Below are 25875 nucleotides of genomic sequence, written 5' to 3'. Positions count from 1 at the left end.
CGCCGCCCCTGGTGGGCGGCGTCCGCCGTACCGGTACCGTGCTCGCCGTGACCGCAGACGATCACCCTCCTGCCGGCCCCGTCGCCGTGCTCGCCAACCCCACCGCGGGCCGGGGTCGGCACCGTGGCCTGCTACCCCGGCTGCTGGACGGGCTCGCCGCCGCCGGCCGGCCGGTGGAGCTGTTGACGGCGCGAACCCCGGACGAGGCCGAGGCGGCGTGCCACGCCGCGGTGGCCGACGGCGCCGGTGCGGTCGTCGCGGTGGGCGGCGACGGCACCGTGCACCGGGCGTTGCAGGCGGTCGCGGGTACGACGGTGCCCTTCGGGCCGGTCCCGGCCGGCACCGGCAACGACTTCGCGGTCGACACCGGCTTCCCCGCCGACCCGCTCGCCGCGGTCGGGGTCATCGCCGCGGCGCTGCGCGACGGCCGCAGCCGCCCGGTCGACCTGGCCCGGATGACCACCGCCGCCGGCGCCGACCGCTGGTACGGGGCGGTGCTCGCCGCCGGCTTCGACGCGATCGTCAACGAGCGGGCCAACCGGATGCGCTGGCCGCGCGGCCCCCGCCGCTACGACCTGGCCATCCTGGTCGAGCTGGCCCGGCTGCGCCCGCGCGCCTACACGCTTCGCCTCGACGGCGAGGAGCACCGCCTGGACGCGGTCCTCGTCGCCGTCGGCAACTGCGCCAGCTACGGCGGCGGGATGCGCATCTGCCCGGACGCCGACCCCACCGACGGGCTGCTCGACGTGGTGGTCGGCGGCCGGTTCGACCGGCGCACCCTGATGCGGGTCAAGCCGCGCATCTACGCCGGCACGCACGTGGCGCACCCGCTGGTGACCAGCTACCGCGCCCGGACGGTGGAGCTGGCGGCTGAGGGCATCACCACGTACGCCGACGGGGAACGGGCACTGGACCTGCCGGTGCGGATCAGCGCCGTGCCGGCGGCGGTGCGACTGCTGCGCTGAGCTGCCCGTCCGGCCCCTCGGCGACCGGCCCTTCGGCGACCGGCGCGGCGGTTCCCCGGGGCGCGCCGGCTCGTACCGCGCCGATGCTGGCGGCGATGACCAGGCCGATCGCCAGCACCTCCACGGGATGCAGCGCCTGGTCGAGGATCAGCCAGCCGGCGAGCGCGGCGAGTGCCGGGCCGAGGCTCATCAGCACCGCGAAGGTCGAGGTGGCCAGCCTGCGCAGGGCCAGCAGCTCCAGGGTGTACGGCAGCACCGAGGCGAGCAACGCCAGCCCGGCGCCGAGTCCCAGCACTGCCGGGTGCCAGAGCCGGGTCCCGGCGTCGACCAGGCCGATCGGCAGGGTGACCACGGCCGCCAGGGTGAGGGACAGGGCGAGCCCGTCGGCCCGGGGGAAGTGGCCGCCGACCCGCGCCGAGCAGACGATGTACGCCGCCCAGAGCGCCCCCGCGCCGAGCGCCAGGCCCGCGCCGAGCGGGTTCAGCCGGTCGAAGCCGCCCTGGCCGAGCAGGGCGACCCCGGCCAGGGCGAGCCCCGCCCAGCACCAGGCGGTCCACCGGTGCGCGGTCAGCACCGACAGGGTGAGCGGTCCCAGCACCTCCAGGGTCACCGCCGGGCCGAGCGGGATCCGCTCGATGGCCTGGTAGAAGACCGAGTTCATCCCGGCCAGGGCGAGCCCGAAGGCGACCACGGACAGCCAGGCGGCCCGGCCGTGGCCGCGCAGCCGGGGCCGGCACACCGCGAGCATCAGCAGCGCACCGATGGCCAGCCGCAGGGTGACCGTGCCGGCCACCCCGACGCGGGGGAAGAGCAGCGCGGCGAGCGCCGAGCCGGTGTGCACCGACAGCGCCCCGCCGAGTACCAGCGCGACCGCCCCGAGGTGACCGTCGGTCCGGGGGCCGGCGGCGGGCGGGGACGTGGCTGGGCTGGTCGTCATGGCGGCGACGCTAGCCCGCCGCCCGATCCGGGCTCCGGCCGGCATCCGGCACGGTGGCGGGCGCCGCTCCCGCGCGGTAGTCCCGCGCGGAGACGCCGTACGCGGCGCGGAAGCTTCGGCTGAAGTGGGCCGGGTCGGGGAAGCCCCAGCGGGCGGCGACGACCTGGATCGGCTGGCCCGCCAACAGCGGATTGCGCAGGTCGCGCCGGCAGCGTTCGAGGCGACGCCGGCGGATGGACTGGGCGACGGTCTCGTCGTCGTCGGCGAAGAGGCGGTGCAGGGTCCGCAGGGACACGTGGTGGGCGGCGGCGACCGCGCGGGGGTCGAGCGCGGGGTCCGCGAGATGCCGCTCGATGAAGGCCTCGATCCGCAGCCGGGTCGCACGGTGGCGGGTGTCGGGTGTCAGCTCGCGCTCGGCGTCGGCATGGCGGGCCAGGATGGCGCTCACCAGATCGAGGCCGGTCCTGCCGAGCTGTGCGACGTCGTCCGGCCCGTACTGGTCGGGGTGCCCGACCACCTGCCGGAGGAACTGCGCCAGCAGCACACCCATCCCGCGGTCGGCCGGCATCGCGGTGGCCAGCAGCCGGTTCACCGTGGCGGCGGGCAGGGGCAGCAGGTGATGGGGAATGTTGAGGCAGATCGTCGACGTCGGCCGGGCGTCGCCCGCCCGGTGCTCCGCCTCGTACGGCCGGGAGGTGTCGAAGAACGTGAACCCGGTCCGCTCGATGCTGGCGGTGTTGCGGGCCTGGCTGATCGCGCTGAAACCGGCGATCGGGAGGGCGAGTTGGAACAGCCCCGGGTCGGCCTGCCGGATCTGCCGGGCGGTCCGCTTCAGTCGCAGCGTGGGGTACCGGAACGAGGTGAGGTGCACCCCGCCGAGGTCGATCAGCTGCGCGAAGGCGTCGAACGGCCCGTCCGCGTCGACGGCGATGCTCATCGGGTTGTCGCCGACGGCGAAGTCCATCCACCGGTCGAAACGGTCGGCCTCGGGGACGAGCGCGGTGTCGAGCACCTGACGTGGCAGGATCGCGTCCTCCCGGTGACCGCTTGCGGTGGAGAACGCATGCTACGACACCTCGTCAAGCGTTTCGACCGGAAAGGGATCCGGGTGGGCGGGCCGGGCGGGCGGTGGACTACGCCCCGTTGAGCCGGTCCAGCCACTCGGCGAGCAGCGCCCGCTCGGCGGCGGTCAGGTCACCGGTCAGCTCGGGCAGGGCCGTGCGGAGCGCCACGGCGTGCCGGACCGCCCGGTCCGGCGGGCGGACGGCGCGGGCGGCCGGGCTGTCGGCGCAGACGGCGGCGAGCACCGCCTCCCGGGTGGCGGGGGAGAGGCCCGGGTCGCCGCCCTGGATCAGGGTGAGGGCGACCCCGCAGCTCGCCGCGTGCACCATCTCGGCGGCCCGGTCGACGCCGACCCGCAGCCGGCCCGCCTCGGCGACCCGCGCGACGAGCTGGCCGAAGATGTCGGCGGCCACCCGGGCGGCGGTGGGTCGGACGCCCGGGCGCGGGTCGCCGTACATCAGGGCGTGGAAGGCCGGGTTCGCCACCCCGAAGCCGACGTGCAGGTCCCAGCCGCGACGCAGGGCGTCCACCGGGTCGTCGGCCGGCTCGCGCGCCGCCTCGGCGTGCAGGTACGCGGCGAAGCCGTAGCTGGCCGCGGCGTCGAGCAGCCCGGCCATGTCGCCGAACTGGCGGTAGATGGTCGGGGCCTGCACGCCCGCGGTCCGCACCACCGCCCGGGTGGTGACCGCCGCCCGGCCGCCCTCGGCGAGCAGGGCGGCGGCGGCGCGCACGATCCGGTCCCGGGACGACGTGTCCGTCACGACAACGACGATAACCTCCGGCTGTTAGCGGCGTGCAGTAACGCGAGCAACAAGATCGCGTTAGCGGTGATAAGGGCTGCTCAGGAGGGCAGGGCGAGGTCGAGCACCGCGCCCAGGCCGTTGGCCCGCCCCGGCTCCGCGCAGGGCAGCACCAGCACCGCGCACCCCGCCCGTACCGCGCCGGCGTCGGCCGGGGTGTCGCCGACCATCAGCGCGCGCTCCGGATCCACGCCCACCATCCCGCACGCCCGCAGGAAGATCCCCGGATCCGGCTTGCAGCGCCCCACCTCGTACGACAGGGCGTACGCGTCGACCAGCCCGTCGAGCCCCCAGGCGGCGAAGAGCGGCCGGATGTCGAAGCCGATGTTGCTCACCACCGCCACCCGTACCCCGCGCTCGCGCAGCGCCGTCAGGGTGGCCGGGGTGTCCGGGTAGGGCACCCAGCCCTCCGGGACCAGCACCCGCTCGTAGAGCGCCTCGGCGAAACCGTCGATGCCGGCGTCCACCGTCTCGGCCAGCCCGGTGTAGGCCCCCCGGTGGGCGTGCTCGTAGAGATCCCGGTCGGCCCAGAGCTCGGCCAGCCGGGGCGGCACCCGCGCGGGCAGCGGCCCGCCGGCCCGGCCCGCGGTCAGCAGCCGGTCGGCCAGCGCGGTGGCCCGCACCCGATCCAGCTCCACCCCGCACGCCGCCGCGGCGGCCAGCACCCAGTCGCGGGGCTCCTCCACCTGGGCGAGGGTGCCGTGGAAGTCGAAGAGAACCGCCTCCACGGGGCGTCGGGACGCGCCCGGGCGGACGGCGTCGTCGGCGCCGCGCGGGGCATCGGTCGGTTCGGCATGATCCGGCACGTCGTGCACCCTACCGATCCCCTCCGACCGCCCTGCCGGACGGCCTTGGCCGGTGTTCGTCGGCGGTACCAACTAATCTTGGAGACATGTCGAGCCCCGCCGAGCGGTACGCCGCGGCGCGCCGCCGGGCCGCGCAGGCCTCACAGTTCCCGGCGCTGGACGAGTTCGCCTCCGATCTGGGGTTCGATCTCGACGACTTCCAGCGGGAGGCGTGCCAGTCCCTGGAGCGGGGCAGTGGCGTCCTGGTCTGCGCCCCGACCGGTGCCGGCAAGACCGTGGTCGGCGAGTTCGCCGTACACCTGGCCCTGCGCGGGACGCCCGGCGAGCCGACGGCGGCCGACGGCGCCGCGGGCCCGACCACCCGGCGCAAGTGCTTCTACACGACCCCGATCAAGGCGCTGTCGAACCAGAAGTACCACGACCTGGTCGACCGGTACGGCGCCGACCAGGTCGGCCTGCTCACCGGCGACAACGCGATCAACGGCGACGCCCCGGTGGTGGTGATGACCACCGAGGTGCTGCGCAACATGCTCTACGCCGGTTCCAGCACCCTGCGGGGCCTCGCCTACGTGGTGATGGACGAGGTTCACTACCTCGCCGACCGGTTCCGCGGCGGGGTCTGGGAAGAGGTGATCATCCACCTGCCCGCCTCGGTCACCCTGGTCTCGCTGTCGGCGACCGTGTCCAACGCCGAAGAGTTCGCCGACTGGCTGGTCACCGTGCGCGGCGAGACCGCCGTGGTGGTCAGCGAGCACCGGCCGGTGCCGCTCTGGCAGCACATGCTGGTCGGCAAGCGGATGTTCGACCTGTTCCACGACGCCGACGCGGCCCGCAAGCACGACGTGCACCCGGAGCTACTGCGTTACACCCGGGACACGATGCGCCGGCTGGAACTGGGCGAGGGGCGCAGCGCCGGCCCCGGCAGCGGGCGGCGCGGCCCGCGCTGGCGCGGCCCGATGCGGCCGGACATCGTCGACCGGCTGGACCGGGAGGGGCTGCTCCCGGCGATCCTGTTCATCTTCAGCCGGGCCGGCTGCGCCGCCGCCGTGCAGCAGTGCCTCGCCGCCGGCCTGCGGCTCACCTCCGCGGAGGAGCGCGCGGAGATCCGCCAGGTGGTGGAGAGCAAGGTCACCGCCATCCCCGGCGAGGATTTGACCGTGCTCGGCTACTGGGAGTGGCTCGACGGGCTGGAGCGCGGCCTGGCCGCCCACCACGCCGGGATGCTGCCGGTGTTCAAGGAGGTCGTCGAGGAGCTCTTCGTCCGCGGCCTGGTCAAGGCGGTCTTCGCCACCGAGACGCTGGCGCTGGGCATCAACATGCCGGCCCGCTGCGTGGTGCTCGAACGGCTGGTCAAGTACAACGGCGAGGCGCACGTCGACCTGACCCCGGGGGAGTACACCCAGCTCACCGGCCGGGCCGGGCGACGGGGCATCGACGTCGAGGGGCACGCCGTGGTGGTCTGGTCGCCGGAGACCGACCCGCGGCACGTGGCCGGGCTCGCCTCCACCCGCACCTACCCGCTGCGGTCCAGCTTCCGGCCGTCGTACAACATGGCGGTCAACCTGGTCGGCACGGTCGGCGCGGAGCCGGCCCGGGCGCTGCTGGAGTCGTCGTTCGCGCAGTTCCAGGCGGACCGGTCGGTGGTCGGCCTGGCCCGGCAGGTGCAGCGCAACACCGAGACCATCGAGGCGTACGCCGCCGAGTCGGCCTGCCACCACGGCGACTTCGACGAGTACTTCGGCCTGCGGGTGGCCATCGCCGACCGGGAGCGGGCCATCGCCCGGCAGGGGCAGACCCAGCGCAAGGCCGCCGCGGTGGCGTCGCTGGAACGGCTGCGGGTCGGCGACGTGATCCGGGTGCCGTCCGGGCGCCGCGCCGGCCTGGCCGTGGTCCTCGACCCGGCCACCGGCGGTTTCGGCGAGCCCCGCCCGCTGGTGCTCACCCAGGACCGCTGGGCCGGGCGGGTCAGCCCGGGCGACTTCACCACCCCGGCGGAGGTGCTGGCCCGGATCCGGGTGCCGAAGCACTTCAACCACCGCTCGCCCGGCGCCCGGCGGGACCTCGCCGCCGAGGTCAGCGGGACCGGTCTGGACCGGCACGGCGGGCGGCGCGGCGGCCGGAGCCGGCAGGCCGCCGGCGAGGACCACCGGCTCAGCCAGCTCCGCACCGAGCTTCGCAACCACCCGTGCCACGGCTGCGCGGAGCGGGAGGAGCACGCCCGCTGGGCCGAGCGGCGGCGCCGGCTGGAGAACGACACCGAGGAGCTGCGGCAGCGGGTGTCCGGGCGGACCGGCTCGCTGGCCCGCACCTTCGATCGGATCGTGGCGCTGCTCACCGCCCGGGGCTACCTGGCCGCCGACGGCACGGTGACCGACGCCGGCCGGATGCTCGGCCGGATCTGGACCGAGGCGGACCTGCTGGTCGCCGAGTGCCTGCGCCGGGGCGTCTGGGACGGGCTCTCCCCGTCCGAGCTGGCCGCCGCGGTCTCGGTGGTGGTCTTCGAGGCCCGCCGCGACGTCGACGAGCGGGCGTCGCTGCCGCGCGGCCCGGTCGCCGACGCGGTCGACGAGACCCTGAAGCTCTGGGGCGACATCGAGGCCGACGAGGCCAACCGGGGCCTCGCCGTCACCCGGGAACCGGACCTCGGCTTCGCCTGGCCGATCTACCGGTGGGCCCGGGGCGAGGCGCTGGCCAAGGTGCTGGCGAGCGGGCACGAGATCGACGGCGAGATGCCGGCCGGGGACTTCGTCCGCTGGTCCCGGCAGGTGGTCGACCTGCTCGGTCAGCTCGCCGACTCCGGCGGCGCGTCGACCGAGCTGCGGGCCACCGCGCGACAGGCGATCGCCGCGGTCAACCGGGGCGTGCTGGCCTACCACACCTCTGCCTGACCGTCACTTTCGGTCACCGCCAGCGGTCAATCGACGCATCGCACCGTCACCACGACAGCACCCACCGAACACTGTGGGGGGTGCTGTCGTGCCTGCTCCGGGCCTCCCTGATCATTGCTGCGGCGCGGTTTCTACGCGCCGGTAACGAGTGGGGGGAATAGCCGTCGTGGCGGAAATCAATCACTTTGAGTACGGGTGGATCACGCCGGCGCTGAGCTACGCGCTGTCCGTGCTCGGCTCGTCCCTCGGTCTGGTCTGCGCCGGCCGGATCCGCACCGCGTCCACCTCGGGCCAGCGGATCTGGTGGGGCCTGCTCGCGGCCTGGGCGATCGGCGGGACCGCGATCTGGGCGATGCACTTCATGGCGATGCTCGGCTTCGCCGTGGACGGCACCCGGATCCGGTACGACGTGCCGCTCACCGTGGCCAGCACGGTCATCGCCGTGGTGGCGGTCGGCATCGGCCTGTCCATCGTCGGCACCGGCCGGCTCAACGCGGCGCGGGTGCTCGTCGGGGGCGTGTTCACCGGCGCGGGCGTCGCCGCGATGCACTACACCGGCATGGCCGCCATGCGGCTGGACGGCGACCTGGACTACGACGGCGCCCGGGTCGCCCTCTCGGTGCTCGTCGCGATCGTCGCCGCCACGGTGGCGCTCTGGCTGGCGATGACCGTGCGCCGGGGGCTCGCCATCGCCGCGTCCGCGCTGCTGATGGGGATCGCGGTCAACGGCATGCACTTCACCGGCATGAGCGCGCTCTCGGTGCACCTGCACGACCAGCGCGGTGAGCTGGCCGGCGCCGGGGTCAGCACCCTGCTGGTGCCGATCGTCCTCGCGGTGATCTTCGTGGTGGTGGGTCTGGTCTACGCCCTGCTCGCCGCGCCCACCGAGGACGACCTCGCCGGGGCGGCGTACCTGGACGGCCGGGCCGCCGGAGTGCCGGCGACGGTCACGCCGGAGCCGACCCCGGACCCGGTGGGCCTGCGCGGCCGGGGCACCCTGGGGCAGCCGGGCACCCCGTTCCCGTCCCGCCGGAGTGCGGACACCCCCCGGCGCTGACCCGCGTGCGTGGCGAGGGGCGGTGGTCGGCGTACCCGCGGGTGATCAGGAACGGACGGCGAGCGCGTCCACCAGCCGCCGGCAGGAACCGGCCAGGTTCCACCGCTGCGCCAGCGCCAGCAGCCGCTCCGGGTCCGCCGGCGCGTGCGGCAGCGCGGTGGGCAGCTCCGGCAGCGGTACGTCCCGGGCCACCTCGACCACCTTCGGCGCGACCGCCAGGTAGTCCCGCGCCCCGAGCAGCTTGGCGCGCAGCCCGGGGGCGAAGCCCGACGCGGGGTCGTCCAGCGCGGCCAGGATGCCGGGCAGTCCGCCGTACCGGTCGATCAGCCGGGCGGCGGTCTTCTCGCCCACCCCGGGCACCCCGGGCAGCCCGTCGCTGGGGTCGCCGCGCAGCGCCGCGAAGTCGGCGTACCGGTCGGCGGGGACGCCGTAGCGGGCCCGCACCGCCGCGTCGTCGCAGTCCTCCAGCTTGGCCACCCCGCGCCCGATGTAGAGCAGCCGCACCCGGCGGGCGTCGTCGACCAGCTGGAACAGATCCCGGTCGCCGGAGACCACCTCCACCGGGCCGGGCTGGGTCACCGACAGCGTGCCGAGCACGTCGTCGGCCTCGTAGCCGGTCGCGCCGGTCGCGGTGATCCCGATCGCCTCGAGAACTTCCAGGATCACCGGCACCTGCGGGGAGAGGGTGTCCGGCACCTCCTCGCCACCCTCCGGCGCCACCCGGTGCGCCTTGTACGACGGCAGCAGCTCCACCCGCCATGCCGGCCGCCAGTCGTGGTCCAGCGCGCAGACCATCCGGTCCGGCCGGCGGGTGCGGACGAGCTGGGCGAGCATGTCGAGGAAGCCGCGGACGGCGTTGACCGGCTGGCCGTCGGCATCCCTCGCGGCCGACTCGGGAATGCCGAAGTAGGCCCGGAAGTAGAGGCTGGGCGCGTCGATCAGCAGGATCGGGGATTGGTCTGCCACCCGGACAGCCTGGCACAGCCCTACGACGACACGGGGGACGCCGGGACCGGTCGGTTCAACCCTCGTCGCCGTGCCGGTAGAGCGTCTCGCGCCGGGCCAGCCACTGCACGGCGTAGCTCGCCACCAGCAGCACGATCGCGACCACCACCTCGACCCCGGCGAGCGGACCGTTGGCGACGGTGAGGCCGAGCGCGAGCAGGGCCAGCCCGACCAGGGCGAGGATGCCGGCGCCGAGCAGCCGGCGTCGCCGCAGCACCGCCCGGTCCACCGCCACCGTCGTCCTCCCGTCACCCACCGGCTTCAAGGCTATCGGCGGCGACCCGGGCCGGAGTCGATAACGGGTGGGCCGGCCGGGTCGCGGAGGGCAGACTGCCGGGATGGCGTTCGTACCCGGGTTGACGCTGGCCCGCCGCTTCCACGACGAGGTGGTCGCGCCGCTGCTCGGCCGACGGCTGCCCGGCCTGCGGTACGCCGCCGCGCTGCTCGACGGCGGCTCGGAGCTGCTCGGCCTGGACACCGCGCGCTCCGCCGACCACGACTGGGGTCCCCGCGTGCAGCTCCTCGTCGGCGAGCCCGGCGACGTCGCGGCGGTCCGCGCCGTCCTCGACGCCGACCTGCCGCCGGAGTTCCTCGGCTGGCCGACCCGCTTCGCCGGCGGCCCGGACACCCGGCTGGGCGTGGCCGACGCCGCCGGGGAGCGGCACGGGGTCACGGTCGACGAGCGCGCCGGCTGGCTGCGCGGCCGGCTGGGCTTCGACCCGGCCGCCGGCGTCACGGTCGACGACTGGCTGGCCACCCCGACCCAGCGGCTCGCCGAGCTGACCGGCGGCGCGATCTTCCACGACGGCCTCGACGGCGCGCTCACCGCCGCCCGGGCCCGGCTGGCCTGGTACCCGGACGACGTGTGGCGGCACGTGCTGGCCGCCGGTTGGGCCCGGGTCGGGCAGGCCGAGCACCTCGCCGGCCGGTGCGCGGAGGTCGGCGACGAGCTGGGCAGCCGGGTGGTCGCCGCCGGGCTGGCCCGTGACCTGATGCGGCTGGGCCTGCTGCTGCACCGCCGCTGGCCCCCGTACGACAAGTGGCTCGGCACCGTCTTCGCCGGGCTGCCGGCGGCGGCGCCGGTGGTGGGGGCGCTGGCCGACGCCCTCGGCCCGGGCGGCTGGCCGGACCGGCAGGCCGGGCTGGTCCGGGCCCTGACGACCGTGGCGGGCTGGACCAACGACACCGGGCTGGCCGCGCCGGTCGACCCGACGGCGCGTCCGTTCCACTCCCGGCCGTTCCTGGTGCTCGACGCCGGCCGGTTCGCCGACGCGCTGCGGGCTGCGATCCGCGACCGGGCTCTGCGCGCCCGCCCGCCGCTCGGCGCGATCGACCAGTACGTGGACGGCGTCGACGTCCTCGCCCACCCGGAGCGGGTCCGTCGGGTTGTCGGGGCGCTGACGGCCTGACCGCCGGGCGCCCGGCGGTCCGCGCCGAGCGACCCGTCAGCCGTCGGCCGTCGACCACGCGCGGTGGGAGAAAGCGGTCACCGTCCCGCCGGTTCGGCCCGGTGCCCCACCGGGTCGTCGCCGGGCGCGTCGGCGAGGTCGCGCAGCCGGCGGACGGGGGAGAGGATCAGCGCCAGCGGTGCGAGCGTCGCCGCCGCGGCGAAGACCAGCAGGGTGACCCGGGGACCGACCACCCCGGCCAGCGTTCCGGCCACCAGCCCGCCCACCGGGATGGCGCCCCAGGAGACGAAGCGGACCGTCGCCATCACCCGGGCCAGCAGCTCCGGCGGGCTGGCGATCTGCCGGTAGGTGCGGGTGGTCACGCTGAGCACCACCACGCCGCCGGCGAAGACCACGTTGCCGGCCGCGAACGCCAGGTACGCCGCCCAGCCGGCACCCAGCGGCACGACGAACGCGCCGGCGGTGGCGATCGCGCAGCCGACCAGCACCGAGCGGGCGGTGCCCCACCGGCGGGTGATCCACGGGGTGGCGGCCGCGCCGACCAGCGAGCCGACGCCCTCCACGGCCAGCAGCACGCCGACCAGGGCGGCCGGGGCGTGCAGCTCCCGGACCAGGTAGAGCGGGTAGACCGCGAGCTGCGCGCCGCAGACGAAGTTCACCGCGGTCGCGGCCCACATGGTGGGGCCCATGATCCGGTGGCGGGTGACGTACCGCCAGCCCTCGCCGATCATCTCGCGAACCGGGGGCCATCGCTCGGGCACCGCCGACCGGCGGGCCGGCAGGGAGCGCAGCAGCGTCGCGGAGACGAGGTAGCTGACCGAGTCCACCAGCACGGTCGGCACCGGACCGAGTGCCTGCACGGCGAGTCCGCCGAGGGACGGGCCGCTGAGCTGGGTGACGGCGTGCGTGGCGGAGGTGAGGCTGTTGCGGGCGTGCAGCTGCTCCCGGCCGACGATGGCGGGCAGGAAGGTGGAGTTGGCGACGTCGAACAGCACGGTGGCGAAGCTGACCACCAGCGCCACGACGACCAACTGGGCGACGGTCAGCCGCCCCCACCACCAGGCCACCGGGACGGATGCGACCGCGACCGCCCGGGCCAGGTCGGCGCCGACCTGGGCGCCGCGCAGCGGCAGGCGCTGCACGATGACGCCGGCCGGCAGCCCGATCACCAGCCAGGCGACGTAGCTCGCGGCGGCGATCAGCCCCATCTCGAAGGCCGACGCGTCCAGCACGGTCAGCGCGGTCAGCGGCAGCGCCACCGCGCCGACCGCCGACCCGACCGAGCTGGTCGTGCCGGCGGTCCACCAGCGCCAGAACACCCCGGTCGCCTCCCCGGCGGTCGTTCGGCCGCCAACCCCCGTCCGCGATCGGGTCAGTTCCAGCATGGAACGGACTATAGTCGAGTGATCCGGGCGGCGGGAGGTGCGAGGTGAGGCGGGCCGATCTCTCCGACGCCGACTGCGGTATCGCCCAGGCCCTCGGGGTGCTCGGCGACTGGTGGACGTTCCTGATCGTCCGGGACGTGGCCGGCGGCACCACCCGGTTCGACGCGCTGCAACGCGAGCTCGGGGTCAGCCGCCGGGCGCTGACCGAACGGCTGACCGCACTGGTGGCGCACGGGGTGCTGCGCCGCGAGGCGTACTCGCGGCATCCGCCGCGCTACGACTACCTGCTCACCGCCAAGGGTGAGGGCCTGCTGCCGGTGCTCATCGCGCTGCAGGACTGGGGCACCCGGCACGTGATGGGCGACGGCCAGCTGACCGCCACCGCCGACGCAGCGTCCGCCGAGGCCCGCCGGATGCACCAGCTCGTCGGCCGGCGACTGCCCCCGCTCACCCTCCGCCGCCACGACGGCGGCACCGAGAACCCCGCGGTACCCGGCCGGTGGACCGTCCTCTACCTCTTCCCCGGGGCGTTCGCCCCCGGCGGGCAGGCCCTGCCCCCCGGCTGGGGCGACATCCCCGGTGCGGCCGGCTGCACCCTCGAATCCCGCACGTACGCCGACCGCCACCCGCTCTTCGCGGCCGCCGGCGTGGAGGTGCGCGGGGTGAGCACCCAGCGGCCGGACCAGCTCGCGGAGTTCGTGGCGCACGCCAAGCTGCCGTACCCGCTCCTGTCCGACCAGGACGGGCGGTTCGCCGCGGGGCTGCTCCTGCCCACCTTCCGCGCCGGCGGGGTGGACCGGTTCAAGCGGCTCACCCTGCTGGTCGACCCGGAGGCCCAGGTCCGTGCCGTGCAGTTCCCGGTGACCGACCCGGCCGGTTCGGTGGACGAGATCCTCGACCTGGTCCGGCGCCGTGCCGCCCCGACGCCGCTCGACCCGGCCGTCAGTCGCACATCGTGACCAGCGGCTGAGCCTCGTCGGCCAGGTACGTGGAGAGCATCATCGTCTCCACGGTGCCGATGTTGCGGGCGTTGTGCACGACGCCCGGGGGGATCAGGAACGGCTCGCCCGCGTGGATGGTCAGCGTGGGGCGGTCGTCGAACTCCATCGCCACGTCACCCTGGATGAGGTAGCCGACCTCCTCGCCCGGGTGGCGGTGCCGCCCCGACGCCTGACCCAGCGGGATCTGGAACAGCGTCTGGACGATCAGCCGTCCCGGCACCGAGGCGTGCGCCCGTTGCAGCTCCGTACGCGTGATCGTGGCCTGCTGCGCCATCCTGTCCTCCTGCCGTCGGCGCTGACGACCGCCGGTCCGTACGCGGCCCGCGGGCACCATGGACAGGGCGAACTCTAGCCGCGCCGGGCATCCCGTTCCGGTGAGCGGCGGCGTGCCACCCGGCCGGGCGCGTACGCCTGATTCCGCAGGCCCCGACGCATCTCACTGGACGATCGGCCCGCGCTGCGGGAGATCCGCATCGTGTGCATACTTGCGCGGTTGATGTTGTGCCGGCGCCTCGTCGTCGGCTGCTACGCATAGGTGGTTGTGGTGGTCGAGACGACGGCGAAGCGGCGTACCCCGGCGACCGGTGCGAGCGCGCCGATGGCCGATCCGGGGCTGCGGCAGCTGCTGGCGGGCCTGACGGCGGTCCGCGACGGTGACTTCGGCACGCGGCTGCCGGAGGACGCCGACGGGCTGCTCGGCGAGATCGCCACCGTCTTCAACGGCATGGTCGATCAGTTGTCGCTCTTCACCTCCGAGGTGACCCGGGTGGCCCGGGAGGTGGGCACCGAGGGGCAGTTGGGCGGCCAGGCCGAGGTGCCCGGCGTCTCGGGCACCTGGAAGGACCTCACCGACTCGGTGAACGCGATGGCCGGCAACCTGACCGACCAGGTCCGCGACATCGCCGAGGTCGCCACCGCGGTCGCCCGGGGCGACCTGTCGCAGAAGATCACCGTCGACGTGCGGGGTGAGATCCTCGAACTGAAGATCACCATCAACACGATGGTGGACCAGCTGTCGTCGTTCGCCGACGAGGTGACCCGGGTGGCCCGGGAGGTGGGCAGCGAGGGGCGCCTCGGCGGCCAGGCCGAGGTGCCCGGCGTCGCCGGCACCTGGCGAGACCTCACCGACTCGGTCAACTTCATGGCCGGCAACCTGACGAGTCAGGTCCGCAACATCGCCCAGGTCACCACCGCCGTGGCGCGGGGCGACCTGTCCCAGAAGATCACCGTCGACGCGCGCGGCGAGATCCTGGAGTTGAAGAGCACCATCAACACGATGGTGGACCAGCTGTCGTCGTTCGCCGACGAGGTCACCCGGGTGGCCCGGGAGGTCGGCACCGACGGCCGGCTCGGCGGCCAGGCCCAGGTCAGCGGCGTCGCCGGCACCTGGCGCGACCTCACCGACTCGGTCAACTCGATGGCCGGCAACCTCACCGACCAGGTCCGCAGCATCGCCCAGGTGGCCACCGCCGTGGCGCGGGGCGACCTGTCCCAGAAGATCACCGTCACCGCCCACGGGGAGATCCTGGAGCTGAAGAGCACCATCAACACGATGGTGGACCAGCTGTCGTCGTTCGCCGACGAGGTGACCCGGGTGGCCCGGGAGGTCGGCACCGAGGGGCGCCTCGGCGGCCAGGCCGACGTCAAGGGCGTCTCCGGCACCTGGAAGGACCTCACTGAGTCGGTCAACGTGATGGCCGACAACCTCACCGCCCAGGTCCGCAGCATCGCCGAGGTGACCACCGCGGTGGCCAAGGGCGACCTGACCCAGAAGATCCGGGTCGACGCCCGCGGGGAGATCCTGGCGCTGAAGGAGACCATCAACACGATGGTCGACCAGCTCTCCGCGTTCGCCGACGAGGTGACCCGGGTGGCGCGCGAGGTGGGCACCGAGGGGCGGCTCGGTGGACAGGCCCGGGTGCTCAACGTCGGTGGCACCTGGAAGGACCTGACCGACAACGTCAACGAGATGGCCAACAACCTGACCAACCAGGTGCGCTCGATCGCGCTGGTCGCCACCGCCGTCGCGCAGGGCGACCTGAGCCGGCAGATCACCGTGGAGGCCAAGGGCGAGGTGGCCGTCCTCGCCCAGACCATCAACACGATGGTCGGCACGCTCGGCGCGTTCGCCGACGAGGTGACCCGGGTGGCGCGCGAGGTGGGCACCGAGGGACGGCTCGGTGGACAGGCCCGGGTGCCCAACGTCGCGGGCACCTGGAAGGACCTGACCGACAACGTCAACTCGATGGCCAACAACCTGACCGGCCAGGTCCGCAACATCGCCCAGGTCACCACCGCCGTCGCGCAGGGCGACCTGACCAAGAAGATCGACGTCGACGCGCGCGGCGAGATCCTCGAGCTGAAGACCACCATCAACACGATGGTCGACCAGCTCTCCAGCTTCGCCGCCGAGGTCACCCGGGTCGCTCGGGAGGTGGGCAGCGAGGGCCGCCTGGGCGGTCAGGCCGAGGTCGAGGGCGTCTCGGGTACCTGGAAGCGGCTCACCGAGAACGTCAACGAGCTGGCCGGAAACCTCACCCGGCAGGTGCGCGCGATCGCCGAGGTGACCAGCGCCGTCGCCACCGGAGACCTGACCCGGTCGATCACCGTGGACGCCCCGGGCGAGGTCGGTGAGCTCAAGGACAACATCAACTCGATGGTGGAGTCGCTGCGCGAGACGACCCGCACCAACCAGGAACAGGACTGGCTCAAGACCAACCTGGCGCGCATCTCCGGGCTGATGCAGGGTCACCGCGACCTCGACGTGGTCGCCGGCCTGGTGATGAACGAACTCGCCCCGCTGGTGTCGGCGCAGCTCGGCACGTTCCTGCTGGTCGACGACACCGCCGAGGGGGCCGCCCTGCGGGTGGTCGGTGGCTACGGCCACGACGCCGCCCGCCGCCGGTACGCCCTCGGCGACTCCCTCGTGGGGCAGGCCGCGGTGAGCAAGCGGGCCATCGTGGTCGACGCCGTACCGGCCGACTACGTCACCGTCTCCTCCAGCCTCGGCGCCGCCGCGCCGCTGCACCTGGTGGTGCTGCCGGTCCTCTTCGAGGACCAGGTCCTCGGCGTCATCGAGCTGGCCAGCATGAGCCGCTTCACCGAGGTGCAGCGCGACTTCCTCGACCAGCTCACCGAGACGATCGGCGTCAACGTCAACACCATCGTCGCCAACGCCCGGACCGACGTCCTGCTCACCGAGTCCCAGCGCCTCGCCGCTGAGCTGCAGGCCCGGTCGGAGGAGCTGCAGGCCCGCTCGGAGGAGCTCCAGCGCTCCAACGCGGAGCTGGAGGAGAAGGCGGCGCTGCTGGCTCGGCAGAACCACGACATCGAGACGAAGAACTCCGAGATCGAGCAGGCCCGTCAGGAGCTGGAGGCCCGGGCCCAGCAGCTCGCGCTCGCCTCGAAGTACAAGTCCGAGTTCCTCGCCAACATGAGCCATGAGCTGCGTACCCCACTGAACTCGCTGCTCATCCTCGCCCAGTTGCTGGCCCAGAACCCGAACCGCAACCTGACGGGCAAGCAGGTCGAGTACGCGACGGTGATCCACTCCGCCGGCACCGATCTGCTCCAGCTCATCAACGACATCCTCGACCTGTCGAAGGTCGAGGCCGGCAAGATGGACATCAACCCGGAGACGTTCGAGCTGTCCGTCCTGCGGGACTACGTCGACGCCACCTTCCGTCCGTTGACCACGCCCCGAGGCCTGGAGCTGGACATCGTCACCGGCCCGGACGTCCCCACCCAGCTGCACACGGACGAGCAGCGGCTCCGCCAGGTGCTGCGCAACCTGGTCTCCAACGCGGTGAAGTTCACCGAGCACGGCAGGGTGCAGCTGCGCATCGAGCGGGCCCGCCCGGACGAGCTCCCCGGCGGCGTCGGGCCGGCGGAGGACGTCATCGCGTTCCGGGTCATCGACACCGGCATCGGCATCGCCGAGCAGCACCTGACCGCGATCTTCGACGCCTTCCAGCAGGCCGACGGCACCACCAGCCGCCGTTACGGCGGCACCGGACTGGGCCTCTCCATCAGCCGGGAGATCGCCCACCTGCTGGGCGGTCGGATCACGGCGCGCAGCGTCCTCGGGCAGGGCAGCACGTTCACGCTCTACCTGCCAGCCAACGCCGGTCCGTCGTTCGCGGTCGACACCGTGCCGCCACCGGCCACCGTCGCACTGTCGGCGGTCGAGCCGGACGGGCCCCGGCGTACCGAGCAGCGGCGCCTGCTGGTGCTGGAGCCCCACGACAAGGGGCTGCTCACCATGCTGACCCAGGGTGTCGCCGCGGGACCGGCGGGCCACGGGGCTGACGTGTCGACGGCGGTGGACGCCACGTCGGCGATCGAGGCACTCACCGCGCATCGCCACCACCTGCTGGTGCTGGACCTCGACACGTCCGCCGACAGCGGCACCGCGCTGTTCAAGGCCTTGGACGACACCCCGGGGCTGCGCGGCGTGCCCGTGCTGGCCTACCACGGGCGGCCGCTGGCGGCCGGCCAGGAGACCCTACTGCGGACCATCGCCCAGGACCGGCCGTTGGAGGTCCTGCGCAGCCTCGACGACCTGCGCGAGCGCATCGCCCTGCATCTGTCGGCGGAGAGCCCCGACCGGGTCGTGCCGCTCGCTCCCGCGGCCGTCGACCTCCCGTCCGTCGGCGAACCCTTCGCCACGGCGCTGGCGGGCCGGAAGGTCCTCGTCGTGGACGACGACGCCCGTAACGTGTTCGCCCTGACCAACATCCTCGAGCTGCACGGCATCGACGTCGTCTACGCCGAGGACGGCCGCAAGGGCATCGAGACGCTCATGCGCCACGACGACATCGACCTCGTCCTGATGGACGTGATGATGCCGGAGATGGACGGCTACGCCGCGACCGCCGCGATCCGCGCCATGCCCCGCTACGCCGACCTGCCCATCATCGCGGTGACCGCCAAGGCCATGTACGGCGACCGGGAGAAGAGCCTCTCCTCCGGCGCCAGCGACTACGTCACCAAGCCGGTCGACGCCGAGGATCTCCTGCACTGCATCCGCCGCTGGCTCGACAGCTGACGGCTACGGCCGCGGTCCGGGACCGGCGGGGCCGACCCACGACCGGGCGGAGCGCGTCGTCGGCGCGCTCCGCCCCGACCGGTCAGCCCGGCGTGCCGGGCAGGTCGCGGCCGCGCTGGCGCACCCCCGCCTCGCCGTACGGGTAGTCGGCCACCGCCGGGGCGCTGGCCGTGTCCAGCAGCCGGGACTGCTCCTCGTCCAGGCGCAGGTCGGCGGCGGTGAGGTTGTCGTCGAGCTGGTCGGTGGTGCGGGCGCCGAGGATGACCGAGGTGACGGCGGGCCGGTCGGCCAGCCAAGCCAGCGCCACCGCCGACATGGAGACCCCACGCTGGTCGGCGACGGTGCGCACCGCGTCGAGCACCCGCCAGGTCCGCTCCTGGGCGTTGCGCCCCGCGTACGCCTCGACGCCGCGCTGCGGGTCCTCGCCGAGCCGGGTGGCCCCGGTGGGCGGGCTGTCCCGCCGGTACTTGCCGGTCAGCCAGCCTCCGCCGAGCGGGGACCAGGGCAGGATACCGATGCCCTCGTTCTCGCAGACCGGCACCAGCTCGAACTCGATCTCCCGGACCAGCAGGTTGTACTGCGGTTGCAGGGTGACGATCGGGGCGAGCCCGAGGTGCTGGGTCAGCAGGGCCGCCTTCTGCAGCTGCCAGCCGGTGAAGTTGCTGACCCCGGCGTAGCGGATCTTGCCGGCGCGGATCGCGTCGTCGAAGAAGCGCAGCGTCTCCGGCAGCGGCGTCAGCGGGTCCCAGGCGTGCGCCTGGTAGAGGTCGACCGCCTCGAAGCCGAGCCGGCGCAGGCTGGCCTCCAGGGCGCGGGTGAGGTGCACCCGGGACAGGCCGGCGTCGTTCGGGCTCGGCCCCATCGGGAAGCGACCCTTGGTGGCCAGCACCACCCGGTCGCGCACGCCCGGCCGGCCGCGCAACCAGCGGCCGACGATCTCCTCGGAGACGCCGGTGGAGTAGACGTCGGCGGTGTCGATGAAGGTGCCGCCGGCCTCGACGAACCGGTCCAGCTGGGCGAAGCTGCCCGCCTCGTCGGTCTCCGCGCCGAAGGTCATCGTGCCGAGGCAGAGGTTCGACACCACCGTGCCGGTGGCGCCGAGGGTGCGGTAGCGCATGGTTTCCTTCCGGTCGTGGACTGCGCCGATCCTCGCACCGGGCCGCGCCGGGCGCAGGGCGAGCGCCGCCCGCGGTGCAGGTCAGCCCGGTATGAGGCAGAGTGGCACCCGCGGTCGGGGCGCCCCGGCGGCGAGTCGGGGAAGGGGTGGTCCTCGTGGAGGGTCCGAGCGGGGTGGTGTTCCCCCGTACCGGTGAGGGACGCAGCACGAGCGCGGTCGGCCGGGCCGTCGTCGCGGACGCCCTGCGCGCGGTCGACCCGGTCGGCGCCCGGGCGGCCGAGCACGAGACCAACTGGCGGCACGGCTACCTGGCGCACTTCCGCCGGCTCGTCGAGGCGGGGCTGCTCTCCCGCGACGCCGCGCTCACCATCGCCCGGGACGGACTCGCCTCGCTGCACTCCCGGATGACCGTGATCGGCGCGGACGGGCGCGAGACCGGGCTGGCCGAGGTCTTCGCCGCCCCCACCGACCACGAGCCGCTGGAGACGGCCACCGTCAGCGGCGGCGGCCCGATCGAGCGGGAGCTGTCGCTGCCGTACCGGGGCCAGCGGCTGCGCGGCGACGACCTGCGCCGGCGGCTCGACGCCTGGGTGGGCGCCGGCGTGGTCGAGCCGTCCTGCGCCGAGGCGGTCGGCGCGGTACTCGCCAACCCGGACTGGCTCGACCTGCGCGACCAACAGGTCGTGGTGCTGGGCGCGGGCGCGGAGATGGGTCCGCTGCCGTCGCTGCTCCGCTGGGGCGGCGACGTCCTCGCGGTGGACCTGCCGAGGCCGGAGCTGTGGCGGCGCGTCCTGCAGACCGCCCGCCGGCACGGTGGTCGGCTCCGGCTGCCGGTGCGCCCCGGCACCGCCGGCGACGACGCGGCGCTGGCCGCGCACGCCGGGGCCGACCTGCTGCACCGCCTGCCGCAGGTCGCCGACTGGCTGGGCGGCGTCGACGGCCGGCTGGTGCTCGGCAACTACGTCTACGCCGACGGGGCGACCAACGTGCGGGTCGCCACCGCCGTCGACGCGCTGACGGTCCACCTTCAGCGGCAGCGCGACGACCTGGCGCTGGCGTTCCTCGCCACGCCCACGGACGTCTTCGCCGTCCCGGCCGATGCGGTGCGGCACGCCGAGCGGGGCTACGCCGACCGGGGTTGGGTACGCCGCTCGCTGCGGCTCGCCTCCGGCGGCCGGCTGCTGCACCGCAACTACCCGCCGGGCGCCGACCCCGGCGTCAACGACAGCCTGGTCCCGCAGCAGGGGCCGAACTACGCCCTCGCCAAGCGGCTGCAGCGCTGGCGGGCCGCGGTGGCCCGGGACGCCGGGTCGACGGTGTCGTTCACCGTCGCGCCGCCCACCCGCACCCGCTCGGTGCTGCGCAACCGGGCCCTGGCCGCCGCGTACGCCGGCGCGCACCGGTTCGGCATCGAGGTGTTCGATCCGGCCACCAGCAACACGCTGATGGCCGCGCTGCTGGTGCACGACCTGCGCACCGGCGGCGGCCCGGCGCAGCCGCACCCCTGGCAGGACGAGGCGTACGCGGCCGCGCACGGCGGGCTCTGGCGGGTGCCGTACGCCCCGCGCAGCGCCCTCGGCCTCGCGGTGCTGCTCGGTCTGGGCGGTGCCCGCGCCTGACCGGGTGGCGCGGGCGCCCGCACGGCCCCGGCGCAACCACACCGGAGCCGCCGCGGCTCGGGTCGGGCGCACCTGCCCGGCTGGGTGGGCGCCCAAACGACCGTTAAGCTGGCGGGGTGGGAACCGACGAGCTGTACCCCGCCGACCGGCTGGCCGCCGCGCAGCGCGCCACCGCCGCCGCCGGCCTGGACGCGCTCCTGCTCACCCCCGGCTCGGACCTGCGCTACCTGACCGGCTACCACGCCCACGCGGGGGAGCGGCTGACCTGCCTGGTGCTGCCCGCGCAGGGCGAGGCGACGCTGATCGTGCCCGCCCTGGAGCGCCCCGCCGCCGAGGCGTCCCCCGCCCCGGCCACCGGCGTCCGGATCGTCGACCACACCGACGGCAGCGACCCGTACCCGCTGGTCACCGCCGCCCTCGGCGGGCCGGTCGCCGCCGTCGGCCTGACCGACCGGATGTGGGCCGAGCAGGTACTCGCCCTGCGCGCCGCGCTGCCCGGCGCCGCCCAGCGGCTCGCCGGGGAGGTGCTGCGCGAGCTGCGGATCCGCAAGTCCCCGGCCGAGGTGGCGGCGCTCGCCGAGGCCGGCGCGGCGATCGACGCGGTGCACGCCCGGATGGGGGAGTGGCTGCGCCCCGGCCGAACCGAGGCGGAGATCGCCACCGACATCGCCTCGGCCATCCGCGCCGCCGGCCACGCGACCGTCGACTTCGTCATCGTCGCCGCCGGCCCGAACGGCGCCAGCCCCCACCACGGCACCTCCGACCGGCCCATCGGCGCCGGCGAGCCGGTCGTGGTCGACATCGGCGGCACCATGCCGTCGGGCTACTGCTCCGACTCCACCCGCACCTACGTCGCCGGCGGCCCCGCGCCGGCCGAGTTCGCCGACTACTACGCGGTGCTGCACGCGGCCCAGCTCGCCGCGGTGGCCGCCGTCGCGCCCGGCGTCACCGCCGAGGCGGTCGACGCCGCCGCCCGCGAGCCGATCACCGCCGCCGGGTACGGGGAAGCCTTCCTGCACCGCACCGGCCACGGCATCGGCCTGGACGGGCACGAGGAGCCGTACGTGGTGGCCGGCAACCCCCGGCCGCTCGAGCCCGGCATGGCGTTCTCGATCGAACCGGGCATCTATCTCGCCGGGCGGCACGGCGCCCGGATCGAGGACATCGTCGTCTGCACGACGGACGGCGTCCGACGGCTCAACACCACCCCCACGGAGCTCATCGCGCTATGACTGTCGACCGGATCCTCCCCACCGACGAGGCCCACGACCTGCTGGACCTCGCCACCGAACTCGCCGACCGCGAGCTCGCCCCGAAGGCCGCCGAGTTCGAGGAGCGCGCCGAGTTCCCCCGCGAGGTGCTGCGCACCCTGGGCCGGGCCGGCCTGCTCGGCCTGCCGTACGCCGAGGAGCACGGCGGCGCCGCCCAGCCGTACGAGGTCTACCTTCAGGTGCTGGAGATCCTGGCCGGCCGCTGGCTCGCCGTGGCCGAGGCGGTCAGCGTGCACACGCTGTCCTGCTACCCGGTCGCCCAGTTCGGCAGCGCCGAGCAGCGCAAGCTGCTGCCCGACATGATCGGCGGGGAGCTGCTCGGGGCGTACTGCCTCTCCGAGCCGCAGGGCGGCTCCGACGCCGCCTCGCTCACCACGAAGGCGGTCCGCGACGGCGACGCGTACGTGGTCACCGGCACCAAGGCGTGGATCACCCACGCCCGGGTCGCCGACTTCTACAACATCTTCTGCCGCACCGGTGAGCCCGGCCCGAAGGGCATCTCCTGCCTGCTGGCCGACCGGGGCACGCCCGGGATCCTCCCGCAGGCGGCCGAGCGGACCATGGGCCTGCACTCCTCCCCGGTCGCGCAGATCGCCTTCGACGACGCCCGGGTGCCCGCCGACCGGCTGATCGGCGGGGAGGGGATGGGCTTCACCATCGCCATGTCCGCCCTGGACTCGGGGCGGCTCGGCATCGCCGCCTGCGCGGTCGGCCTGGCCCAGGCGGCGCTGGACTACGCGGTCGGCTACGCGAAGGAGCGGCGGCAGTTCGGTCGCGCGATCATCGACTTCCAGGGCCTCGGGTTCGGGCTGGCCGACGCGGCCACCCAGATCTCCGCCGCCCGGGCGCTGACCCTGGCCGCCGCCCGGCTGCGCGACGCCGGCCGGCCGTACTCCATCGAGGCGGCGAAGGCGAAGCTCTTCGCCACCGACGTGGCGATGCGGGTGACCACCGACGCGGTGCAGGTGCTCGGTGGGGCCGGCTACGTCGCCGACCACCCGGTGGAGCGGTACATGCGGGAGGCGAAGGTGCTCCAGATCGTCGAGGGCACCAACCAGATCCAGCGGCTGGTGATCTCCCGGGCGCTGGCCAGGGACTAACCTGTCCCGGTGACGTTCCCCCGGATCACCGTCGACCCCGAGGTGATGGGCGGCGCACCCTGCGTGCGGCAGTCCCGGATCCCGGTGGCGACCCTGCTGGCGATGATGGCGGAGGGGATGTCCGTCACGGACATCCTCACCGACCTGCCCTTCCTAGACGAGGAGGACATGGCCGAGGTGCTCAACTTCGCCGCGGACGCGGTGCGCGACCGCACGGCCCGCTGAGCGTCACGCCGGCGGGACCGTCGTCGCGTGGGAGCGCTCGACCGGGTAGGTTGCGTGCCGTGGAGGAGATCGACCGGGCCATCGTCGCCGCGCTGACCGCTGACGGCCGGCTGTCGTACACCGATCTGGCCGAGAAGGTCGGGCTGTCGGTCTCCGCGGTGCACCAGCGGGTCCGCCGGCTGGAGCAGCGCGGCGTGATCAGCGGCTACACCGCGCGGGTGTCGTTCGAGGCGCTGGACCTGCCGCTGACCGCCTTCGTGGCGATCCGGCCGTTCGACCCGTCGCAGCCGGACGACGCGCCGGAGCGGCTGGCCCACCTGCCCGAGATCGACTCCTGCTACTCGGTGGCGGGGGAGGACTTCTACCTGCTGCTGGTGCGGGTGGCCGGCCCGGCGGACCTGGAGCGGGTGCTGCAGGAGATCCGCACGGCGGCGAACGTCACCACCCGCACGACCGTGGTGCTGTCCACCCCGTACGAGTCGAGACCGCCTAAGATCGCCGCCGGCGAGCCGGTCCGCCGCTCTCGCAACGGGGACGCCTGACCGGCGGGCTCAGCCGCCGTTCCAGCGCAGGATGACCTGCCGGCCGTGCTCGTAACCGAGGACGCTCACCGTGGCGGTGTCGAGCCGTAGCCGGCCACCGCCGGCGGGCGGCAGGCCGATCCATCGGGCGCCGACCACCCGCAGGCTGTGCGCGTGGCCGACCAGGCCGACGCTGCCCTGCGCCAGCAACGGAGTGATCCGGGCGAGCAGCCGGTCGACCCGCTCGGCCACCTGCTCGGGCGACTCGCCGCCGGGGCAGCCGTCCATCCAGATGTTCCAGTTCGGATTGTCCTCGGCGTGGATGTCCACCGTGGTCCGGCCCTCGTAGGAGCCGTAGTTCCACTCGGCGAGGTCGTCGTCGGTGGCGTCCACGGTCAGGCCGGCGAGTTGCGCGGTGCGAAGGGCCCGCAGCCGGGGGCTGGAGAGCACCCGGGCGAACCGCCGGCCGACGAGCACCCCGGCGAGCGCGCGGGCCTGCCGCTCCCCGTCGGCGGTGAGTTCCAGGTCGGTGTACGAGGTGTGCCGATGGGTGGCGCTCCAGGTGGTCTCGCCGTGCCGGATCAGGACGATCTCGCTCATCCGCCCAGTCAACCAGGTCCCGGGGGTCCCTGGCGGCAGGTGGTGCCTTCGCCCTCGGGCGCACGAGGTGGCGCATCGTCACGTCCTACTCATCGGGTTCCCAGGCGATGAGCGGGTCGAAGAGACGTCGGTCGCCGTCGAGCTTCAGGGAGTCCAACGGAATACGGCCGTAAAAGGCCAGGACCAGCTCACTGGCCGTGCCTCGGGCGGCGGCGTCGGCCGCGTCCGGGTCCTCGCGGGCGGCGGTGGCGGGCATTGTGCCGGGTGTGGGCAGGCGCGCGGCCCGTGAGCCGTCGGCGGAGAGCCAGTTGCGCCAGGATCGGCCCTCGGTGGCGTGGTAGTCGACGGCAGCGGGCTCGTGCGGCCAGGCGGCCGTCGTGGTGCAGCAGGTGGACAGGAACTCCTCGACACCGTCGAGTGCCACCTCCTCCGGCAGCGGCTGCGGGGCGCCCAGGGTGAGCTGAGCGTCGTAGGTGTGCACCGCGATCTCCTGGAGCTGGTGTCGGGCGACGGCAGCGCAGGTCTGCGGCGACTGCGACGCACCCCACCACGTCCAGCACCCGCGATCCGGGCCGGCCTCCCGCAATGCGTCCAGTAGCTGCCGCGTCGATGCGGCCAACCAGGCCAGCAGGGCCTCGCGCTCCCGAGGCGCAGCCGGACCCTCCGATGCGAACTTCGCCGGGGCGGTAGGCCCTGCGGCGATGGTGGCGGCCCAGGAGCGGCGTCCCTCGCCCAGGTGCTGCGCCAGGTCGAACAGCGTCCACTCGGGGCAGGTCGGCACCTGCACGTCGAGGCTGGGCGCGGAGGCGACCGCGGCGCGGAAGGTGGTCGATCGTTCGTCGATCAGCCGCAGCGCCCTCGGGTGACGCGGTGTCCTCATTCTGAAACTGTTCACGGCATCCGTCAGCGTGCTGGGGTGGGCACGGAGCGGAATGTGCCGGGCCCGGCGGCCTTCGGGGCGGATCTCCTGATGAGCGGTATGACGCTGGGTCATAAATATGGGTCTTGTGACGGGTTAGTGGGTTGTGGTGGGGGCCGGTGACGGCGCATGCCGTTGTTC

The 25875-nt window shown here is 74.3% G+C and carries 22 protein-coding genes; 11 read left to right on the top strand and 11 right to left on the bottom strand.

What is annotated here, in order from left to right; translation table 11 throughout:
• The first annotated feature begins 38 nt into the window (after window positions 1–38).
• Window positions 39–965: a diacylglycerol kinase gene (locus V6U81_RS14020; RefSeq protein WP_334489362.1), complete on the top strand. Its 927-nt coding sequence runs from the start codon at window positions 39–41 to the stop codon at window positions 963–965.
• Here the strand turns inward: V6U81_RS14020 and V6U81_RS14015 are convergent.
• The 4 genes from V6U81_RS14015 to V6U81_RS14000 form a co-directional block, all read right to left on the bottom strand.
• Window positions 928–1902: an EamA family transporter gene (locus V6U81_RS14015; protein WP_334489127.1), complete on the bottom strand. Its 975-nt coding sequence runs from the start codon at window positions 1900–1902 to the stop codon at window positions 928–930. The genes V6U81_RS14020 and V6U81_RS14015 overlap by 38 nt on opposite strands.
• A 10-nt stretch (window positions 1903–1912) precedes the next feature.
• Window positions 1913–2914 (bottom strand): AraC-like ligand-binding domain-containing protein, encoded by a 1002-nt coding sequence (locus tag V6U81_RS14010; RefSeq protein WP_334489124.1) that lies wholly within the window; start codon window positions 2912–2914, stop codon window positions 1913–1915.
• Window positions 2915–3035: 121 nt separating this feature from the next.
• Window positions 3036–3725 (bottom strand): TetR/AcrR family transcriptional regulator, encoded by a 690-nt coding sequence (locus V6U81_RS14005; RefSeq protein ID WP_334489121.1) that lies wholly within the window; start codon window positions 3723–3725, stop codon window positions 3036–3038.
• Window positions 3726–3805: 80 nt separating this feature from the next.
• Window positions 3806–4570 carry an HAD family hydrolase gene (locus V6U81_RS14000; protein WP_420884020.1) on the bottom strand — a complete coding sequence of 255 codons (765 nt, stop codon included), beginning with the start codon at window positions 4568–4570 and terminating at the stop codon, window positions 3806–3808.
• An 86-nt stretch (window positions 4571–4656) separates the two neighbouring features.
• Here V6U81_RS14000 and V6U81_RS13995 point away from each other — a divergent pair, with 86 nt between their 5' ends.
• Together V6U81_RS13995 and V6U81_RS13990 are read left to right on the top strand one after the other, a co-directional pair.
• Window positions 4657–7458, top strand: a complete 2802-nt coding sequence (locus tag V6U81_RS13995; RefSeq protein ID WP_334489117.1) for a DEAD/DEAH box helicase — start codon at window positions 4657–4659, stop codon at window positions 7456–7458.
• A gap of 166 nt (window positions 7459–7624) precedes the next feature.
• Window positions 7625–8515 carry an MHYT domain-containing protein gene (locus tag V6U81_RS13990; RefSeq protein ID WP_334489115.1) on the top strand — a complete coding sequence of 297 codons (891 nt, stop codon included), beginning with the start codon at window positions 7625–7627 and terminating at the stop codon, window positions 8513–8515.
• A 45-nt stretch (window positions 8516–8560) separates the two neighbouring features.
• Here the strand turns inward: V6U81_RS13990 and V6U81_RS13985 are convergent, their stop codons facing one another.
• Both V6U81_RS13985 and V6U81_RS13980 read right to left on the bottom strand, forming a co-directional pair.
• Window positions 8561–9481, bottom strand: a complete 921-nt coding sequence (locus tag V6U81_RS13985) for a 5'-3' exonuclease (RefSeq protein ID WP_334489113.1) — start codon at window positions 9479–9481, stop codon at window positions 8561–8563.
• Window positions 9482–9536: 55 nt separating this feature from the next.
• Window positions 9537–9776: a hypothetical protein gene (locus V6U81_RS13980; protein ID WP_334489110.1), complete on the bottom strand. Its 240-nt coding sequence runs from the start codon at window positions 9774–9776 to the stop codon at window positions 9537–9539.
• Window positions 9777–9858: 82 nt separating this feature from the next.
• On the opposite strand from V6U81_RS13980, the gene V6U81_RS13975 reads away from it, so the two are divergent.
• Window positions 9859–10929, top strand: coding sequence for a DUF4037 domain-containing protein (locus tag V6U81_RS13975; RefSeq protein WP_334489107.1), 1071 nt, complete (start codon window positions 9859–9861; stop codon window positions 10927–10929).
• Between the two features lie 77 nt (window positions 10930–11006).
• Here the strand turns inward: V6U81_RS13975 and V6U81_RS13970 are convergent, their stop codons facing one another.
• Window positions 11007–12314, bottom strand: a complete 1308-nt coding sequence (locus V6U81_RS13970) for an MFS transporter (protein WP_334489104.1) — start codon at window positions 12312–12314, stop codon at window positions 11007–11009.
• Window positions 12315–12358: 44 nt separating this feature from the next.
• On the opposite strand from V6U81_RS13970, the gene V6U81_RS13965 reads away from it, so the two are divergent.
• Window positions 12359–13273: a winged helix-turn-helix transcriptional regulator gene (locus V6U81_RS13965; RefSeq protein WP_334489101.1), complete on the top strand. Its 915-nt coding sequence runs from the start codon at window positions 12359–12361 to the stop codon at window positions 13271–13273.
• Here the strand turns inward: V6U81_RS13965 and V6U81_RS13960 are convergent.
• Complete coding sequence (locus V6U81_RS13960; RefSeq protein ID WP_334489098.1) at window positions 13257–13589, bottom strand: cupin domain-containing protein; 333 nt, start codon at window positions 13587–13589, stop codon at window positions 13257–13259. The two genes, V6U81_RS13965 and V6U81_RS13960, sit on opposite strands and share 17 nt — an antisense overlap.
• A 324-nt stretch (window positions 13590–13913) precedes the next feature.
• On the opposite strand from V6U81_RS13960, the gene V6U81_RS13955 reads away from it, so the two are divergent.
• The gene (locus V6U81_RS13955) at window positions 13914–18362 is read left to right on the top strand and encodes a hybrid sensor histidine kinase/response regulator (RefSeq protein WP_334489360.1); all 4449 of its coding nucleotides are present in this window, start codon (window positions 13914–13916) and stop codon (window positions 18360–18362) included.
• Window positions 18363–18444: 82 nt separating this feature from the next.
• Here the strand turns inward: V6U81_RS13955 and V6U81_RS13950 are convergent, their stop codons facing one another.
• A complete protein-coding gene (locus tag V6U81_RS13950; RefSeq protein WP_334489096.1) occupies window positions 18445–19479 on the bottom strand; it encodes an aldo/keto reductase in 1035 nt (344 codons plus the stop codon).
• Window positions 19480–19634: 155 nt separating this feature from the next.
• Here V6U81_RS13950 and V6U81_RS13945 point away from each other — a divergent pair, with 155 nt between their 5' ends.
• The 5 genes from V6U81_RS13945 to V6U81_RS13925 all read left to right on the top strand — a co-directional run bounded on the left by V6U81_RS13945 (window position 19635) and on the right by V6U81_RS13925 (window position 24236).
• Complete coding sequence (locus tag V6U81_RS13945) at window positions 19635–21098, top strand: hypothetical protein (RefSeq protein ID WP_334489093.1); 1464 nt, start codon at window positions 19635–19637, stop codon at window positions 21096–21098.
• A gap of 116 nt (window positions 21099–21214) precedes the next feature.
• On the top strand, window positions 21215–22330 hold the full coding sequence (locus tag V6U81_RS13940) for a M24 family metallopeptidase (RefSeq protein ID WP_334489090.1): 1116 nt from the start codon (window positions 21215–21217) through the stop codon (window positions 22328–22330).
• The gene (locus V6U81_RS13935; protein WP_334489088.1) at window positions 22327–23469 is read left to right on the top strand and encodes an acyl-CoA dehydrogenase family protein; all 1143 of its coding nucleotides are present in this window, start codon (window positions 22327–22329) and stop codon (window positions 23467–23469) included. Before V6U81_RS13940 ends, V6U81_RS13935 begins: the two co-directional genes overlap by 4 nt.
• A gap of 9 nt (window positions 23470–23478) precedes the next feature.
• Entirely contained in the window at window positions 23479–23694 is a 216-nt protein-coding gene (locus V6U81_RS13930) for a DUF433 domain-containing protein (RefSeq protein ID WP_334489084.1), read from the top strand.
• A 59-nt stretch (window positions 23695–23753) separates the two neighbouring features.
• The gene (locus V6U81_RS13925) at window positions 23754–24236 is read left to right on the top strand and encodes an Lrp/AsnC family transcriptional regulator (RefSeq protein WP_334489081.1); all 483 of its coding nucleotides are present in this window, start codon (window positions 23754–23756) and stop codon (window positions 24234–24236) included.
• Between the two features lie 9 nt (window positions 24237–24245).
• Here V6U81_RS13925 and V6U81_RS13920 read toward each other — a convergent pair whose 3' ends face one another.
• Together V6U81_RS13920 and V6U81_RS13915 are read right to left on the bottom strand one after the other, a co-directional pair.
• A complete protein-coding gene (locus V6U81_RS13920) occupies window positions 24246–24815 on the bottom strand; it encodes a histidine phosphatase family protein (protein WP_334489078.1) in 570 nt (189 codons plus the stop codon).
• Window positions 24816–24900: 85 nt separating this feature from the next.
• Entirely contained in the window at window positions 24901–25695 is a 795-nt protein-coding gene (locus tag V6U81_RS13915; protein WP_334489075.1) for a maleylpyruvate isomerase family mycothiol-dependent enzyme, read from the bottom strand.
• Window positions 25696–25875: the final 180 nt, after the last annotated feature.

The sequence above is a fragment of the Micromonospora lacuserhaii genome (assembly GCF_036902735.1).
Lineage (GTDB): Bacteria > Actinomycetota > Actinomycetes > Mycobacteriales > Micromonosporaceae > Micromonospora.
The sequence above is the reverse complement of the archived record's forward strand: the minus strand, read 5'-3'. Positions and strand labels throughout refer to the sequence as shown.